General features: G+C 65.3%; 17 protein-coding genes and 1 pseudogene. 13 read left to right on the top strand and 5 right to left on the bottom strand.

Annotated elements, in window-relative coordinates:
* Positions 1-54 precede the first annotated feature (54 nt).
* Positions 55-903, top strand: coding sequence for an SDR family NAD(P)-dependent oxidoreductase (locus U8D42_RS22595; RefSeq protein ID WP_322858163.1), 849 nt, complete (start codon positions 55-57; stop codon positions 901-903).
* 164 nt (positions 904-1,067) lie between these two features.
* Positions 1,068-1,430, top strand: coding sequence for a hypothetical protein (locus tag U8D42_RS22590; RefSeq protein WP_085242717.1), 363 nt, complete (start codon positions 1,068-1,070; stop codon positions 1,428-1,430).
* A 255-nt stretch (positions 1,431-1,685) separates the two neighbouring features.
* On the opposite strand, the gene U8D42_RS22585 is transcribed toward U8D42_RS22590, so the two are convergent.
* Positions 1,686-2,123 (bottom strand): SRPBCC family protein, encoded by a 438-nt coding sequence (locus U8D42_RS22585; protein ID WP_322858164.1) that lies wholly within the window; start codon positions 2,121-2,123, stop codon positions 1,686-1,688.
* A 217-nt stretch (positions 2,124-2,340) separates the two neighbouring features.
* On the opposite strand from U8D42_RS22585, the gene U8D42_RS22580 reads away from it, so the two are divergent.
* The 5 genes from U8D42_RS22580 (at position 2,341) to U8D42_RS22560 (ending at position 7,001) form a co-directional block, all read left to right on the top strand.
* Positions 2,341-3,216: an enoyl-CoA hydratase gene (locus U8D42_RS22580; RefSeq protein WP_322858773.1), complete on the top strand. Its 876-nt coding sequence runs from the start codon at positions 2,341-2,343 to the stop codon at positions 3,214-3,216.
* A complete protein-coding gene (locus U8D42_RS22575) occupies positions 3,209-4,012 on the top strand; it encodes a 2-keto-4-pentenoate hydratase (RefSeq protein WP_322858165.1) in 804 nt (267 codons plus the stop codon). The genes U8D42_RS22580 and U8D42_RS22575 overlap by 8 nt, the downstream gene beginning before the upstream one ends.
* Positions 4,002-4,934 (top strand): acetaldehyde dehydrogenase (acetylating), encoded by a 933-nt coding sequence (locus tag U8D42_RS22570; protein WP_322858166.1) that lies wholly within the window; start codon positions 4,002-4,004, stop codon positions 4,932-4,934. Before U8D42_RS22575 ends, U8D42_RS22570 begins: the two co-directional genes overlap by 11 nt.
* The gene (gene dmpG / locus U8D42_RS22565) at positions 4,931-6,049 is read left to right on the top strand and encodes a 4-hydroxy-2-oxovalerate aldolase (RefSeq protein ID WP_322858167.1); all 1,119 of its coding nucleotides are present in this window, start codon (positions 4,931-4,933) and stop codon (positions 6,047-6,049) included. Before U8D42_RS22570 ends, dmpG begins: the two co-directional genes overlap by 4 nt.
* A 61-nt stretch (positions 6,050-6,110) precedes the next feature.
* Complete coding sequence (locus tag U8D42_RS22560; RefSeq protein ID WP_322858168.1) at positions 6,111-7,001, top strand: alpha/beta fold hydrolase; 891 nt, start codon at positions 6,111-6,113, stop codon at positions 6,999-7,001.
* A gap of 21 nt (positions 7,002-7,022) precedes the next feature.
* On the opposite strand, the gene U8D42_RS22555 is transcribed toward U8D42_RS22560, so the two are convergent.
* The 3 genes from U8D42_RS22555 to U8D42_RS22545 are packed head-to-tail and all read right to left on the bottom strand — an operon-like array spanning position 7,023 to position 9,001.
* On the bottom strand, positions 7,023-7,799 hold the full coding sequence (locus U8D42_RS22555; protein ID WP_322858169.1) for a hypothetical protein: 777 nt from the start codon (positions 7,797-7,799) through the stop codon (positions 7,023-7,025).
* A 12-nt stretch (positions 7,800-7,811) separates the two neighbouring features.
* On the bottom strand, positions 7,812-8,645 hold the full coding sequence (locus tag U8D42_RS22550) for a mycofactocin-coupled SDR family oxidoreductase (RefSeq protein WP_322858170.1): 834 nt from the start codon (positions 8,643-8,645) through the stop codon (positions 7,812-7,814).
* Between the two features lie 38 nt (positions 8,646-8,683).
* Positions 8,684-9,001 carry a 2Fe-2S iron-sulfur cluster-binding protein gene (locus U8D42_RS22545; RefSeq protein WP_322858171.1) on the bottom strand — a complete coding sequence of 106 codons (318 nt, stop codon included), beginning with the start codon at positions 8,999-9,001 and terminating at the stop codon, positions 8,684-8,686.
* Between the two features lie 132 nt (positions 9,002-9,133).
* Here U8D42_RS22545 and U8D42_RS22540 point away from each other — a divergent pair, with 132 nt between their 5' ends.
* Genes U8D42_RS22540 through U8D42_RS22530 form a run of 3 tightly spaced genes read left to right on the top strand, consistent with a single transcriptional unit; the run spans position 9,134 to position 12,426 of the window.
* Positions 9,134-10,759 (top strand): flavin-containing monooxygenase, encoded by a 1,626-nt coding sequence (locus U8D42_RS22540; protein ID WP_322858172.1) that lies wholly within the window; start codon positions 9,134-9,136, stop codon positions 10,757-10,759.
* Positions 10,759-11,559: a mycofactocin-coupled SDR family oxidoreductase gene (locus tag U8D42_RS22535; RefSeq protein ID WP_322858173.1), complete on the top strand. Its 801-nt coding sequence runs from the start codon at positions 10,759-10,761 to the stop codon at positions 11,557-11,559. Before U8D42_RS22540 ends, U8D42_RS22535 begins: the two co-directional genes overlap by 1 nt.
* 12 nt (positions 11,560-11,571) lie before the next feature.
* Positions 11,572-12,426 (top strand): SDR family oxidoreductase, encoded by an 855-nt coding sequence (locus U8D42_RS22530; RefSeq protein ID WP_085241997.1) that lies wholly within the window; start codon positions 11,572-11,574, stop codon positions 12,424-12,426.
* 35 nt (positions 12,427-12,461) lie between these two features.
* On the opposite strand, the gene U8D42_RS22525 is transcribed toward U8D42_RS22530, so the two are convergent.
* Positions 12,462-12,977, bottom strand: coding sequence for a thioesterase family protein (locus U8D42_RS22525; RefSeq protein ID WP_322858174.1), 516 nt, complete (start codon positions 12,975-12,977; stop codon positions 12,462-12,464).
* Between the two features lie 276 nt (positions 12,978-13,253).
* Here U8D42_RS22525 and U8D42_RS22520 point away from each other — a divergent pair, with 276 nt between their 5' ends.
* The 3 genes and pseudogenes from U8D42_RS22520 to U8D42_RS22510 form a co-directional block, all read left to right on the top strand.
* Positions 13,254-14,435 carry an acyl-CoA dehydrogenase family protein gene (locus tag U8D42_RS22520; protein ID WP_322858175.1) on the top strand — a complete coding sequence of 394 codons (1,182 nt, stop codon included), beginning with the start codon at positions 13,254-13,256 and terminating at the stop codon, positions 14,433-14,435.
* Positions 14,436-14,466: 31 nt separating this feature from the next.
* Positions 14,467-15,375 carry a biphenyl-2,3-diol 1,2-dioxygenase gene (gene bphC / locus U8D42_RS22515; protein ID WP_322858176.1) on the top strand — a complete coding sequence of 303 codons (909 nt, stop codon included), beginning with the start codon at positions 14,467-14,469 and terminating at the stop codon, positions 15,373-15,375.
* A pseudogene (locus U8D42_RS22510) lies at positions 15,372-15,626 on the top strand (FAD-binding protein); the annotation flags it as partial. The gene bphC and the pseudogene U8D42_RS22510, both read left to right, overlap by 4 nt.
* Positions 15,627-15,718 lie beyond the last annotated feature (92 nt).

The following is a 15,718-nucleotide window of genomic DNA, read 5'->3' as shown; positions in this document are numbered from 1 at the left end:
GAACCGGGTCCATACCGCGCCGTTCCCGCCGAGGAGAGGACCACCCACCGGGACATGCGGCTGACATTGCCGATTCCGCGGAGCACCATCCCCGTTGTGAACAGTCCTCAGAGATATGCGAATCGCCGCGTCCTGATCAGCGGGGGTGGCTCGGGCATCGGACAGGCAACCGTGCTGCGCGTGCTGGAGGAAGGCGGGCGAGTTGTGGCCGCCGACATCAGCGAGTCCGGGTTGAAGGACACGGTGGCCAAGGCCGACACGTATGCGGACCGACTCGCCACGGTGACGTTGGACGTCGGAGACGAGCAGTCCGTCCGCGACGGTGTCGGCCGGGCGCTCGCCGCGCTGGGAGGTCTCGACACGTTGGTCAACGCGGCGGGGATCCTGCGCTCGGCCCATTTCCTGGACACCACCGCGGCCGATTTTGAGCAGGTACTCCGCATCAACCTGGTCGGCACCTTCCTGATGACCCGCGAGGCGATCCCGGCCCTACGCCAGGGCGTAGGGCCGGCGGTGGTCAACTTCAGCTCCACCTCGGCGGCCTTTGCTCACCCGTATATGTCCGCCTACGCCGCGTCCAAGGGCGGAATTCAGGCGATGACGCATGCGTTGGCCATGGAGTTCAGCAAAGAGGGAATCCGGTTCAACTCAGTGCAGCCGGGTTCGATTTCCTCCGGAATGACTGATGGCACAGGAGAATCGAAGCAGAGCATCGGTCCGGGCCTACCCGCTGACGTCGACTTTTCCCTCTTCGGCAAGGTGCAGCCTGTGCTTCCACTGGCTGACGGCGCGATCTTCGCCAGACCAGACGCCGTAGCCGCCGTGGTGGCCATGCTGGGCTGTCCCGACGCCTATTTCATCACCGGCACCGAAGTCCGTGTCGACGGCGGCTCGCATATGTGAGCCGAAACCAGCGGCTTCGCCATGAGCAGGCCACCATTGCGGTGGGTAATGGCATGTTGTCTGATCCTCGGCCCAAGCAGAATGGAACGAACATGAAGGCGCTCATACTGGGCATCTGCCTGGCGCCGGCGGCCTTAGGGCTCGCGCCCGTGGCCCATGCGGAGATGCGAACCGGCAATTACCAGCTTTTGATCACCGGCAGGTACGATTTCCATACCTGGATCTGGGCGATTTCGTCGTGCAGCGGTGACTGTGTCAGCGTGAGCGCGATACCCCAACCGGTGGCCAGGGCATTCGAGTACCATGGCAGCGCGCGGTTCGCCGATGGCCGCTATATCTTGAGTGTCGACGTTCCCGACGGTCTGCGCTGTGGTGACATCTACTACGGCCCCGTGATACCCACGCACGACGTCTACGCATGGGATGCGTCCACCCTTGCCGGCTCGTTGGACTCCTCGTTTTCCTCGGGCTGTAACGGGTCGCCGGCGGGAACCTACACGTACCCGTTCACCCTGGTGCGCATGTAGCTCGTGCAATCTAACCTCCTCCCCTGCGCGGCGAGTGGCTAACATCAACGACTTTCGGTCACTGGTCCGCACGTGTGGGTAGCGGTGATCGGCGATGCGAGAACAACGGGCTGGATCCGGCCGGCACGCGGGGCACCAAGCCCAGCCCGTTGTCGGGCCGCGTGTAACGACCAACGAGCCTGGCGGCAAATGGCTTTGGGCCACCTTGATCCTGGAGCCGAGACCGATTGCAATCCATGCTCACCGGCACGGTGGTTACGTCGGCTGCGCTTCGGCTCCCCGGGCTAGAGCGGTCACCATCGTGGGCATGCTCGCGCGCAGCATCAGCCAGATCAGCGGCCCCGTGAGCGGGATGCGGGGGCGAAACGTTGCCTTCCACACGATGCGAGATCCGCTAGGTGTCGTGGATATGTGAACGTCGGCACGGTGATCGGTGACGGGGATTCCCGACAGGATGGTATATGCGTGGTGGTAAGGGCGGTCGGCAATCAGAATCTTTTCGCGCATAGTCAAGCCGCTCACCGTGATTTGGCGGATAGCCCCTATCCGGGAGCTGGCCGTTCCGGGGTACTCCCAGTCTGCGGCCCGCACACCGTCTAGCCACTGCGGCCATCGCGCGACGTCAGCGAGCAGGTCGTAAACGATCTGCGCCGGCGCGGCACATGTCCGCTCGAAGCGGCAGGAGAAGCGCATAGCGTTGACGCTACGAGACAACGGCGCATGTACTGGTTCGGTAATCCCGACAGTCGGGATGCTCCGAGTGACGTGGCGGTGCCGCACTGATTCCCGGGATGGATCCCAACAGCTGTGAGCGAGATGACTCCCGGTGTATGGACACCGACCACCTGTCTGAGTCGGACTGCGCTGATGATGGCCGGGACCGGAATGCGTGGTGACGGAAGGCATCAACATGGACACGCCAGATGTAGACGAGGTGGTCACCTATGAAGTGACTTCCGGGGTCGCTGTGGTCACCATGAACCGTCCGCGCTACCGCAATGCGCAGAACTCGGCGATGACCTACGCCCTGGATGCCGCGTTTGGCCGCGCTGTCAACGATGACGACATCAAGGTGATCGTGTTGGCCGGGGCTGGCGAGCACTTCAGCGCCGGCCATGACATCGGCACCCCCGGACGCGACCACAATGTGCGCTACGAAAATCGGGCGGTGTTGTGGTGGGACCATGTTGACAAGCCAGCCGGCGACCAACGTTTTGCGCGGGAGGCGGAGGTTTACCTTGGGATGTGCCGTCGGTGGCGCGAGATCCCCAAACCCACTATTGCGATGGTGCAAGGCGCGTGTGTGGCCGGTGGACTGATGCTGGCCTGGGCCTGCGACCTGACCGTGGCCGCCGATGATGCCTTCTTCAGCGATCCCGTTGTGCGCATGGGTATTCCGGGTGTCGAATACTTCGCCCACCCTTGGGTGCTCGGACCCAGGTTTGCCAAGGAGGTCCTGTACACAGGTGAGAGGTTCAGCGCACAGCGCGCCTACGAAATCGGCATGGTTAATCGAGTCGTTCCGCGATCGCAGCTGTGGAACCAAACCTTGAGCCTTGCAACGCGTATCGCGGCGATGCCCCAATTCGGGCTCGCCCTGGCCAAGCGAGCGGTCAACCAATGCGAAGACCACATGGGATTACGCAACGGCATGGAGGCTGTCTTCGGTCTTCACCACTTCGCGCATGCCCATAACGCCGAGATCGGCACCGGCCCACTCGGCGGCATGGACGCCAAGGCAATGACTTCGCCTGCAAATGCTGAGGGAAGCAGTTCTCGTGCTTAGCAGGGAATTACGGCGCCAGCTGGGTGTCCAGCTGGCGGAGGCCGAGCGGAGCCGCGAGCCGATCGCTCCGCTGACCGCTGTTCACCCGGAGATCGATGTCGTGGACGCGTATGAGATTCAGCTCATCAATATCCGTCAGCGGGTTGCCGAGGGCGCCCGCGTGCTGGGCCACAAGGTGGGGCTGTCGTCGAAGGCGATCCAGCAGATGATGGGGGTCGACGAGCCGGACTACGGGCATTTGCTGGATGAGATGCAGTTGTTCGAAGACCGCCCGGTCAAGGCGAACCGCTACCTGTGGCCGCGGGTGGAGGTGGAGGTGGGTTTCCTCCTGAACGCCGACCTGCCGGGGGCCGGCTGCACGGAGGACGACGTGCTGGCGGGCACGGAGGCGCTGGTTCCCTCGATCGAGTTGATCGACACCAGGATCACTGACTGGAAGATCGAGTTGTGCGACACCATCGCCGACAACGCCTCGTCGGCGGGCTTTGTGCTGGGTCAGGCCCGGGTGGCGCCGCGCGACGTCGACGTCAAGGGCATCGATGCGGTGCTGCGCTGCAACGGTGAGGTCGTCGCCACGGGCCGCACCGATGCGGTGCTGGGCAACCCGGTCACCGCGGTGGCCTGGCTGGCCCGCAAGGTGGAGGGCTTCGGCGTGCGGTTGCGCAAAGGCGACCTGGTGCTGCCCGGATCGTGCACGCGCGCCATCGACGCGCACGCCGGCGACGACTTCGTCGCCGAATTCACCGGGCTGGGCTGTGTCCGCCTGTCATTTGAAGGGGAGCGTCATGCCGGCTAAGGCGAGTGTGGCCATTGTCGGGTCGGGGAACATCAGTACTGACCTGCTGTATAAGTTGCTGCGGTCGGAGTGGTTGGAGCCGCGGTGGATGGTGGGCATCGACCCGGAAAGCGAGGGGCTGGCCCGGGCCCGCAAGCTGGGTTTGGAGACCACCCACGAGGGTGTGGACTGGTTGTTGGCCCAGTCGGAGAAGCCCGACCTGGTGTTCGAGGCCACCAGTGCCTATGTGCACCGCGACGCCGCCCCGAAGTATGAGGCCGCCGGTATTCGGGCGATCGATCTGACCCCGGCCGCGGTGGGCCCGGCGGTGATCCCGCCGGCGAACCTGCGCCAGCATTTGGACGCGCCGAATGTCAACATGATCACCTGCGGGGGGCAGGCGACCATCCCCATCGTCTACGCGGTCAGCCGTGTCGTTGAGGTGCCGTATGCCGAGATCGTGGCGTCGGTGGCGTCGGTGTCCGCGGGTCCCGGGACGCGGGCCAACATCGACGAGTTCACCAAGACCACCAGCCGGGGCGTGCAGACCATCGGTGGCGCGAAGCGGGGCAAGGCGATCATCATCCTGAATCCGGCCGATCCGCCGATGATCATGCGCGACACGATCTTCTGCGCGATCCCCGAGGACGCCGACCGTGACGCGATCGCCAAGTCGATTCACGACGTGGTGGCCGAGGTGCAGACCTATGTGCCGGGATACCGGCTGCTCAACGAGCCGCAGTTCGACGAGCCGTCGCTGAACTCCGGTGGTCAGGCCGTGGTGACCACGTTCGTCGAGGTCGAGGGTGCCGGCGATTACCTGCCCCCCTATGCGGGCAACCTGGACATCATGACCGCCGCGGCCACCAAGGTCGGCGAGGAGATCGCCAAGGAATCCCTGGCGGCGGCCGCTGGTGGGACGGCGGGAGGGACACAGGCATGAGCACGCAGGAGATTTTCTTCAACCCGATCTGGGATGTGCGGCTGACCGACACGTCGCTGCGCGACGGCTCGCATCACAAGCGCCACCAGTTCACCAAGGACGAGGTGGGGGCGATCGTGGCCGCCCTGGACACCGCGGGTGTGCCGGTCATCGAGGTCACCCACGGCGACGGACTGGGCGGGTCGAGCTTCAACTACGGGTTCTCCAAGACCCCGGAGCAGGAGCTGATCAAGCTGGCCGCGCAGACCGCCACAGAGGCCAAGATCGCCTTCTTGATGCTGCCCGGTGTGGGCACCAAGGAGGACATCAAGGAGGCCCAGAACAACGGCGGGTCGATCTGCCGGATCGCCACGCATTGCACCGAGGCCGACGTGTCCATCCAGCACTTCGGCCTGGCCCGCGAACTCGGGCTGGAAACCGTCGGGTTTTTGATGATGAGCCACACCATCGCGCCGGAGAAACTCGCGGCCCAGGCCCGCATCATGGCCGACGCGGGCTGCCAATGCGTCTACGTGGTCGATTCGGCCGGGGCGCTGGTCCTCGAAGGGGTGCGCGACCGGGTGGCCGCGCTGGTCGCCGAGCTCGGCGACGACGCCCAGGTCGGCTTCCACGGCCATGAGAACCTCGGGCTGGGGGTGGCCAACAGCGTGGAGGCCGTGCGCGCGGGCGCCAAGCAGATCGACGGCTCGTGTCGGCGGTTCGGCGCCGGGGCGGGCAACGCGCCCGTGGAGGCGCTCATCGGGGTGTTCGACAAGATCGGCGTCAAGACCGGCATCGACTTCTTCGACATCGCTGATGCCGCCGAAGAGGTGGTCGCCCCGGCCATGCCCGCCGAGTGCCTGCTGGACCGCAACGCCCTGATCATGGGCTACTCCGGGGTCTACTCCAGCTTCCTCAAACACGCCATCCGCCAATCCGAACGCTACGGCGTGCCCGCCCACCAACTGCTGCACCGCGCCGGCCAGCGCAAACTCATCGGCGGCCAAGAAGACCAACTCATCGACATCGCGCTCGAAATCAAACGCGAGCAAGAAAGCGGTGTGAGACACCTGGTGGACGGCAAGTCGGCTGTGCAGCAACAGGTGTCGCCGGACGCTATCCAGCACCAGTCATAACACCACCCGGTCAGCGGAACACCGCGGCGTGCCACCCGCAACACCGTGGCAGGCTGACACCGTGACAGACACTTCCGAACGGGTCTTCCTAGGCGAGCAGGACGTGCACGAAATCCGCCTACCGGAAGGGATTTTGCGCTATTACGACACCGGTCCGGAGGCCTCGCTGGCGTCGCCGCTGCTCTTCCTGCATGGCTCGGGTCCCGGAGTCACCGGATGGCGCAACTTCCGCGGCATACTGCCCACCTTCGCCGAGCGATTCCGCTGCATCATCCTGGAATTTCCCGGTTTCGGCGTCAGCGACGACTTCGGCGGCCATCCCATGGTCATGGCATTTGGCACCGTATCGCCGTTCTTGGATGCGCTGGGCGTCGATAAGGCGCATATCGTCGGCAACTCGATGGGCGGGGGTGTGGGCATCAACTTCGCTATCCACAACCCCGACCGTGTCGACCGGCTGGTCACCATCGGCGGAATCGGCATCAACATCTTCAGCCCCAGCCCGAGTGAGGGCATCCGGCTGTTGCAGGAGTTCGTCGAGGACCCGACGCGGCAGCGGCTGGTCGACTGGCTCAAATCGATGGTGTACGACCAGTCCTTGGTCACTGAGGAACTGGTCGAGGAGCGCTGGCAGTTGGCCACCGATCCGGACACCCTGGCCGCGGCGCGCCGGATGTACGGCAAAGCGGCGTTTGCCGCAATGAACGCCGCGATGGCCGCGTCCGAAAACCCGATGCCGTGGGCGGTCCTGCACAAGTTGACTGTCCCCACGCTGCTGACGTGGGGTCGCGACGACAGAGTGAGCCCACCGGATATGGCGCTGATCCCGATGCGCACCATCCAAGACGCCGAACTTCACGTATTTCCCAAGTCCGGGCACTGGGCGATGATCGAAGCGAAGCAAGCCTTCGAAAGCACCGTGCTGGCGTTCCTCTCACGGCAGCATTCATGAAGCGGCGATGGGAACGCCGCGTCACCAGTCCTGCCAAGGGATGATCGTGCGCAGCGGCGTGCTGATCACGGTTTGTCCCAATGTTGAGGCCGGTAGCAGAGTTTCGGCTGCAGCGACGCAGTCACGCACGAGTCTCGAGGTGGCGATCGGTTCACCATCAAGGTAGAGCACGCGAACCCGCAATGCTCCCCGAGTATCAGTGGCGTCAACTCGCCGAAGGCCGAGACCGTCATCCTGATGGCGGTCGAGCGAAAATGTCCACGCCCCGGCCACTCCCGGCAGATTGAGCAGCTCCGGGATGAGTACGCGGTCTTCCCAACGATGATTCTCGTGGGTGTCCGTCCCAAGCGGGTCGGCGAACCTGGTCACCGTCAGGTGCAACCCGCGATTGGGCCGATACGGAATTACCGCCGGCGACACTAAAGAAGATGCCGCCGCGTAGCCCTTGACGGGCCGGAAGAACGCCAGCAACGTCCGCCGCACACCCGGAATCATGGGGCCCCGACCCCACTCGAAGGAGTCCACGCCCAATTGCTCCCATTCCCGTACTGCGTCGGCGACGGGATTGCGAAACCAATACATGGCGATGTAATCCGCGTCCGCCTGCTCGGGCTCGGCGGTTGAGTCAGCGCGGCACTCAGCAGTCCGCGCCCACCGATCACCCCACGCGACTCCCGGTAGGGCCAAGTTCTCTGGTCGATGGTCGAGTTGATGCCATTCGTTGTAACGGCGGTGCAGATGCGGCTCCGGATTGTCCAGCGCGACAAAGGAAAAGAAAGCCAGCGAACAGTCTTTCATGTCGCGCCCTCCCTATCGTTGAGTCGCACCGGCGTCGACGGGCAGCGTGACCGCGGTGATATAGCGCGCCTCGTCGGAAGCGAGAAACAAAGCGGCGTTGGCGACATCGACCGGTTCTACCCACGGCACCGCGAGCATGTTCATGCGAAGGGCCGCTTCGGCGAACTCGGCACGCGTCGGCGTCCTGTCGAGGTCGGGACGAAACGCGTTGCGCACTGCGTCGTTTTGAATCAGCGGAGTGTCCACATTGGTCGGATGGACGCAATTGACTCGGACATTGTGCGGCGCAAGTTCTTTGGCCAGGCTCTGCATTAGGCCGACCACGCCGTGCTTAGCCGCGGTGTAATGGGCGACGCCCACCAATCCGCGAAGGCCCGCGATCGAATTGGTCAGGACGATCGCACCCCCACCTTGTGCGATCAGGTGTGGCGCAGCGGCCCGACACGTGTGCCACACACCGGTGAGGTTGACATCCAACATGGTGCGCCAGGCCGCTTCGGTGAGGTCGAGCGCCAGTGCACGCGAGGTGATCCCAGCGGTAGCACACACCACGTCCAATCTTCCCAGCCGTCGCACACCGCGATCGGTGGCGGCCTGGACGCCGTCGCGGTCGCGCACGTCGACGATCTCGGTATGTATTTTGGCGCCGGTATCGCGCACTTGGACGGCGGTGTGCTCGAGGTCTTCACGTGTGCTGTGCGGAACCACCACTGTGTCAACGGAAGCGCACACGTCAAGGGCCACGATATCGGCGCCCTCCTGGGCTAACCGAACCGCCTGCGCACGCCCGATTCCCCGCGCCGCGCCCGTGATCAGGGCCACCTTCCCGGCGACCCTGCCGGTCACGTCGCAAACTCCGTCATATCGACACGCCGTTCATGCGCCTAGAACTCAATGTGGATGTTGTCGGTCACTGGTCGGGCTTGACAGCCGAGGATCAAGCCTTCGGCGCGGTCTTCGGGTCCCAGCACATCTCCACCGGCCATATCCACCTCGCCGGAAATCAGGGTCGCCACGCAGGAGCCGCAATGCCCTTCACGACACGAGTGCGGCACATTGATCCCGGCATCAAGCAACGTGTCGACCAGGGTGCGGTCGCGTCGCCATTCCAGTCGATGGAGAGCACCGTCCAACTCGACGTCTACGGTGGCCACCCCGACGTCGGTGCACAGCGCAGCGCCTTGTTCTTCGACATCTGCCATGCGGCTGATCCTTGCCATGTTGGTGCGTGATGTCTTGGTCGGATTCCGATGGACGGGAGGTCGCCATCCCGGCGTCCAGTCACCGGGACGTCTCCTGCGATTCCGGGTGCAGCGGCTCTACCGTCGCTGTTCGTGACCAGTAGCACGAACGACGGGTTGGACCAGAGCATCGACGTGGTGGTCGTAGGTGCCGGCTTTGCCGGGCTTTACGCCCTGCACAAGCTGCGCGCCGACGGGTTGACGGTCAAGGTGTTCGAGGCCGGTCCCGACGTGGGTGGCACGTGGTATTTCAACCGGTATCCCGGCGCCCGCTGCGACGTCGAGAGCGTCGACTACTGCTATTCGTTCTCCGATGACCTGCAGCAGGAGTGGGACTGGTCGGAAAAGTACGCCACCCAAGAGGAGATCCTGCGCTACGTCAACTGGGTGGCCGACAGGTTGGATCTGCGCCGCGACATCGTCTTCAACACCCGTGTCACGTCGGCGGTTCTCGACGAGCAGCGGTTGCGGTGGACGGTGACCACCGATGCCGGGCAACCGGTGAGCGCGCGGTTTTGTGTGATGGCGACGGGCCCACTGTCCGCGGCGATGACCCCACCTTTTGCCGGCCTGGAGAGTTTCACCGGCGAGATCTACCACACCGCGGCATGGCCACACGAGACGGTCGACTTCACCGGTAAGCGCGTCGCGGTCATCGGGACGGGATCTTCGGGCATTCAGTCGATCCCGATCATCGCCGAACAAGCCTCGCAACTCTACGTCTTTCAGCGCACCCCGAATTACAGTGTCCCCGCCGGCAATCGGCCTCTGACCGACGAAGACCGGGCCCGGGTCAAGGCCAATTACTCCGAACGCAGGCGCTTATCATGGCGAAGCGGCGGCGGCTCACCACACATCGCCCATCCGAAACTGACGATGCAAGCCAGCCCCGAAGAGCGGCGCGCGGCGTTCGAAAAACGCTGGGATCTCGGCGGGGTGCTGTTCTCCAAAACCTTCTCCGACCAGATGATCGACCCGGACGCCAACGAGGAGGCGCGCAAGTTCTACGAGGAGAAAGTGCGGGCCATCATTGATGATCCCGCGCTGGCCGAACTGCTGATCCCCACGGATCACCCGATCGGCACCAAGCGAATCTGCACCGACAGCAATTACTTTCAGACATTCAACCGCCCCAACGTGACACTGATCAGTGTGCGAAACACGCCGATCGAATCTGTCGATGCCACCGGCATCAACACCAGCAACGCCCATTACGACCTGGACATGATCGTGTTGGCTACCGGATTTGACGCGATGACAGGGGCATTGGCCAAAATCGACATCGTCGGCCGGGGCGGCAAACGGCTGCGCGATGACTGGAGCAATGGACCGCGGACCTATTTGGGTCTGAGCATTGACGGCTTTCCCAACTTGTTTGTCGTGTGCGGCCCCGGCGCGCCGGCGGTGCTGGCCAACATGGTGCTGCACGCCGAGGCGAATGTGAATTGGATCGCCGACTCGATCAGATATCTCGACGACCACGGCTACACGGCGATCGAGGCGACTCCCGATGCGGTGGACAACTGGGTCGCCGAATGCGCGCGCCGAGCCGAGGCCACCCTGTTCACCAAGGCCAACTCCTGGTACATGGGCGCCAACGTGCCCGGCAAGCCGCGGGTGTTCATGCTGTTTCTCGGCGGGTTTGGGACCTACCTCGACATCTGCAACGAAGTCGCCGAGGCCGGGTACAAAGGGTTTTCGCTGACCAAGGCGCCCTGATGTCGAGCCTGTCTGGTCGTGTGGCGCTGGTGACAGGCGCTGGGCGCGGCACCGGGCGCGCCCTGTGCGAGCGATTCGCCGACGAAGGCGCCGACGTCATCGCGGTGGACGTGCCGGCGTCAGCAGAAGACCTCGAACAGACCGCCGCCGCGGTGGCGCAGCGCGGCCGACGCGCGGTGACAGGTCTGGCCGATGTCAGCGACTTGGGCGCACTGACCGGCGCGGTGGATGCCGCCGTCGCCGACGTGGGACGCCTTGACATCATTGTCGCCAACGCCGGAATCCATACCACCCACGCCCCGACGTGGGAGATCACTGCCCAGAGTTGGCAACAAGCCCTCGACGTCAATGTGACCGGCGTCTGGCATACCGTCAAAGCCGCCGTCCCCCACCTCGGCGAGGACGGCGGGTCGATCGTGATCATCGGCTCTACCAACGCTCTTCGCGGTACGGCCAACACCGCTCCTTACACCGCGAGCAAGCATGCCGTGGTTGGGCTGGCGCGCACGCTCGCCAACGAGCTCGGCCCGCGCGGAATTCGCGTCAATACTGTTCACCCGGGAGCCGTCGGGACCTCGACGGTGCTCAATGAGGCGACGTTTAAACGTCTTCGGCCTGACCTGGCCAGCCCGACGGCGGCCGACGCCGCCGAGGTGCTCACAGCTCGCCACCTGCTCCCGGTGCCGTGGGTGGAACCCGGCGACGTGGCCAATGCCGTGGTGTTCCTGGCCTCCGACCATGCCCGCTACATCACCGGCACCGAGCTCGTCGTTGACGCGGGCCTCTTGGCCAAGACCTAACGGGCAACGCAGATGGGTGTCTACGCCGTCACCGGATCGGCATCGGGCATGGGTCAGGCCGTCGTGCATAAACTGCGGGCCGCGGGTCACCGCGTGATCGGCGTCGACATCAAAGACGCCGACGTCCTCGCCGATCTGTCGACTCCCGACGGACGCAGGTCGGCCGCCGCTGCCGTGTCCGCTGCCAGCGACGGTCGACTCGACGGTGTCGTACTGGCCGCTGGTGTGGGACCCACCCCGGGCGCCGGTAGCACCGGCCGGATCCTGGCGGTGAACTTCTTCGGTGTGGTCGAGCTCCTAGAGGCATGGCATCCGGCATTGGCGGCAGCTGGCAGCGCCAAGGTTGTTGTAGTGAGCAGCAATTCGACAACGACAATGCCGTTGGTGCCCCGACGTGCCGTGCGGGCGTTACTGGGCCGCGATCTCGACAAGGCCGAGCGTGCACTACGAGTGTTCCGATCGGCTGCCCCATCGATGGCCTACGGCGCATCGAAGATCGCAGTGGCTCGCTGGGTGCGGCGGACCGCGGTCACGTCGGCGTGGGCGGGTGCGGGTATCCGGCTCAATGCGATCGCCCCGGGCGCGGTCATGACCCCGCTGCTCGAGCGACAGCTCGCCACACCGCGTGAAGCCAAGGCCATCCGCGCGTTTCCGGTCCCGGTCGGTGGGTTCGGTGACCCCACGCACCTCGCGGACTGGATGGTGTTCATGTTGTCGGATGCCGCCGCGTTTCTCTGCGGCAGCGTGCTTTTCGTCGACGGCGGGTCTGATGCCTACTTCCGCGCCGACGACTGGCCGGCCCGCGTCCCCACTCCGCGACTGCCGCGGTATATGTGGCGGTTGCTGAGGTTTGGCCGTCGGCGATAGGTTTGACGGCGGTAATCACCGGGCCGCTGGCCGTTTCATGGTTGGCGTCGCACGCCCATCGCGCCGCAGACGGGCGCGGCCCACTCCAGGGCCGACGAGTACCTGACGTGCTCGTCGAAAGCAGCGGCGATGTCGACCGGCATCGCCACGGGCAGTCGGCGGGTCAGATCGACGTGGACAAGGACCATCTCAAGTGTTGCCGATAGACGTTGCCGGTACCGATCCACGGCGAATGAGATCATGTGCACCACCTTGGGTGAGCGGTCGAGGACGCGGGCGTAGAGATCGGCTGTGTCATCTTCGATCAGCTCGCTGTAGTAGCGCAGGTGGTGTTCGACGGTGAAGAGGCCGAGCTGTCGATCAGTCCGGTAGGCGTCATCGATCCCGATTTCACGCACCAACGCGTCTGCGGCGGCCGAACCGAGATCCAGATAGTGCAACACGTTCATGTGCCCGTTCCCATCGATCAAGTCACGGGACACGGTTCGCGTGACGGCACAGGGCAATTGGGCTATCTGGGCGGCCGACGGCAGGATTTGCTTTTCCGGCATCGGTGCCTGCTGGCCGCGGCCGCATCCAGAGGCTGGTCCCTGGGCCTGGTCCATAGGCACTGAGACTAGGCCTATCGACAGGTACTAGATGCCCTGCCTCCCGGCTACCGGACGATGCCAGAAGGCTGCCGATGGTATCGGACCGCTGGCAGCCTCGGTTGGGCGCGTAGCGGCACCTCACGTTCTGATATCGGCGTCCGCTCACCGGGAACGACGTCCGGTTCGGTGCAGAGATCGATAGATCATTACTACGCCCAAAAAGTAAAGGACAGGGATATGAGCGAGCGGGTAATCGACCGGGTAGTGGCCATGGCCGACCAGTTGCGCGAGCAGGCCCCCGAGGCCGAGCGGATCGGCCGGCTGACCGATGACACGGTCAAGCTGATGAAGTCGGCCGGGTTGATCCGGCTGCTGCAGCCCAAGAACCACGGCGGCCTTGAGGTCCACCCCCGCGAGTTCGCCGAGACCGTGATGGCCACCGCCGCACTCGATCCGGCGGCCGGCTGGATCGTCGGCGTGGTGGGTGTGCACCCCTACCAGCTGGCCTACGCGGACCCGAAAGTGCCCAACGAGGTATGGGCCGATGACGTCGACACGTGGATGGCGTCCCCGTACGCGCCGCAGGGCGTGGCCAGGCCGGTCGACGGTGGCTACCTGTTCAACGGGCGCTGGCAGTTCAGCTCGGGTACCGACCACTGCGACTGGATCATCTTGGGCGCGATGCTCGGCGACGAGCAGGGAAAGCCGCTGATGCCGCCGCAGATGCTGCACATGATCCTGCCGCGCAAGGACTACGAGATCGTCGAGGACTCGTGGGATGTGGTGGGGCTGCGCGGGACCGGGTCCAAGGACGTCATCGTCAAGGATGCGTTCGTCCCGTCCTACCGGACGATGGACGCCACGAAGGTGATGGACGGCACCGCCCAGCGCGAGGCCGGCATGACCGAGCCGCTGTATCTGATGCCGTGGTCGACGATGTTCCCGCTGGGCATCTCGGCGGCCACCATCGGGATCGCCGAGGGTGCCCTGGCCGCGCACCTGGATTACCAGCGGGACCGCGTGGGTGCCAGCGGAACCGCGATCAAGGACGACCCGTACGTGATGTACGCCGTCGGGGAGGCCGCGGCTGACATCAACGCCGCGCGGCAGGAGCTGCTGGCCAACGCCGACCGCATCTACGACATGGTCGCCGCCGGCAAGGAGGTGTCGTTCGCCGACCGCGCGGCCGGGCGGCGCACCCAGGTGCGCGCGGTGTGGCGCGCGGTGTCGGCGGTCGACGAGATCTTCGCCCGCTCGGGCGGCAACGCGGCCCGCATGGACAAGCCGCTCCAGCGCTATTGGCGTGATGCACATGTCGGGCAGGCGCATGCCATTCATGTCCCTGGCACCGTGTATCACGCGTCGGCGCTCAGTTCGCTGGGCGTCGACCCGCAGGGTCCGCTCCGCGCGATGATTTAGCACGTTTGAGGCGACAAGAGGAAGCGCTGACGTGGGTGACCTGAAAAGCCTGGGCTACATCACCATTTCGACGAGCGACATCGACCGCTGGCGGCACTTCGCCTTTGGTGTCCTGGGTTTCGCCGAGGGTAAGGGTCCGGACCCGGGCGCGCTGTATCTGCGGATGGACGAGCGCGCGGCCCGGCTGATCGTGGTGCCCGGTGAGACCGACCGGGTGCTGACCGTCGGCTGGGAGGTGCGTGACCGCCCGGCGCTGCAGCGAGTGCAAGTCTCCCTCGACCGCGCCGGCGTGGCGTACAAGCAGCTGTCGACCGAGGAGGCCGAGGCCCGGCGCGTGGAAGAGGTGATCACCTTCGAGGACCCGGCGGGCACCACGCTCGAGGTGTTCCACGGGGCGGTGCTCGACCACAGCCCCGTCGTCACCCCGTTCGGCGCGAGGTTCGTGACCGGCGACCAGGGCTTGGGCCACGTGGTGGTGCCGGCGATGGACCCCAACGGGCCGTTCGACTTCTACACCGAGGTGCTGGGGTTCCGCTCCCGCGGCGCGTTCCGGGTGCCCTTGCCCAAACAGTATGGGCCCGTGCGGGTTCGGTTCCTGGGCATCAACGAACGCCACCACAGCCTGGCGATCGTGCCGGCCGCACACCAGCGCGACCCGCGCCTGGTGCACATCATGGTCGAGGTCGACAGCCTCGACGCCGTCGGCCAGGCGCTGGACCGGGTGAACGCCGAGGGCTTCCAGCTGTCCTCCACCCTGGGCCGGCACACCAACGACAAGATGGTCTCGTTCTACGTCCGCGCGCCCGGGGACTGGGACATCGAATTCGGCACCGACGGCATGCGTGTCGACGAAACCTATTACACCGCAGAGGAAATCACCGCCGACAGCTACTGGGGACACCAGTGGATCGGCGAGATGCCCGCGGCCATGCGGTTATGACGCCCGATTCCGACGTCACCGCGCTCCCGGCCTCCTCGGTCACCTCGTGGGATGACGAGGCCGACGTGGTCATCGCCGGCTACGGGGTGGCCGGGGCCGCCGCGGCGTTCGAGGCGGCGCGCTCCCGCGCCGATGTGCTGGTGACCGAACGCACCGGGTCGCGGGGCGGCGCCGCGGCGATGGCCGGCGGGTTCATCTACCTCGGCGGCGTCACCGCCGGGCTCGCCGCCTGGGGTTACGCCAGCGGCATCTCGCTGGGCGACGGTAGCTTCTACGGCCGGTGCGCGGGCCGGTCGGCGGCCAAGGGCTAGCCGACCTGCACTGATTCATACATCTCCCACCC

It is taken from the genome of Mycobacterium europaeum (genome assembly GCF_034555895.2).
In the GTDB taxonomy this organism is placed as follows: Bacteria; Actinomycetota; Actinomycetes; order Mycobacteriales; family Mycobacteriaceae; genus Mycobacterium; species Mycobacterium europaeum.
The sequence above is the reverse complement of the archived record's forward strand: the minus strand, read 5'-3'. Positions and strand labels throughout refer to the sequence as shown.

Excerpts from the sequence above, each read along its gene's own strand:
- U8D42_RS22595 (WP_322858163.1), top strand. The coding sequence starts at position 55 with ATGCGGCTGACATTGCCGATTCCGCGGAGCACCATCCCCGTTGTGAAC.
- U8D42_RS22590 (WP_085242717.1), top strand. The coding sequence starts at position 1,068 with ATGCGAACCGGCAATTACCAGCTTTTGATCACCGGCAGGTACGATTTC.
- U8D42_RS22585 (WP_322858164.1), bottom strand. The coding sequence starts at position 2,123 with ATGCGCTTCTCCTGCCGCTTCGAGCGGACATGTGCCGCGCCGGCGCAG.
- U8D42_RS22580 (WP_322858773.1), top strand. The coding sequence starts at position 2,341 with ATGGACACGCCAGATGTAGACGAGGTGGTCACCTATGAAGTGACTTCC.
- U8D42_RS22570 (WP_322858166.1), top strand. The coding sequence starts at position 4,002 with ATGCCGGCTAAGGCGAGTGTGGCCATTGTCGGGTCGGGGAACATCAGT.
- dmpG (WP_322858167.1), top strand. The coding sequence starts at position 4,931 with ATGAGCACGCAGGAGATTTTCTTCAACCCGATCTGGGATGTGCGGCTG.
- U8D42_RS22555 (WP_322858169.1), bottom strand. The coding sequence starts at position 7,799 with ATGAAAGACTGTTCGCTGGCTTTCTTTTCCTTTGTCGCGCTGGACAAT.
- U8D42_RS22545 (WP_322858171.1), bottom strand. The coding sequence starts at position 9,001 with ATGGCAGATGTCGAAGAACAAGGCGCTGCGCTGTGCACCGACGTCGGG.
- U8D42_RS22535 (WP_322858173.1), top strand. The coding sequence starts at position 10,759 with ATGTCGAGCCTGTCTGGTCGTGTGGCGCTGGTGACAGGCGCTGGGCGC.
- U8D42_RS22530 (WP_085241997.1), top strand. The coding sequence starts at position 11,572 with ATGGGTGTCTACGCCGTCACCGGATCGGCATCGGGCATGGGTCAGGCC.
- U8D42_RS22525 (WP_322858174.1), bottom strand. The coding sequence starts at position 12,977 with ATGCCGGAAAAGCAAATCCTGCCGTCGGCCGCCCAGATAGCCCAATTG.
- U8D42_RS22520 (WP_322858175.1), top strand. The coding sequence starts at position 13,254 with ATGAGCGAGCGGGTAATCGACCGGGTAGTGGCCATGGCCGACCAGTTG.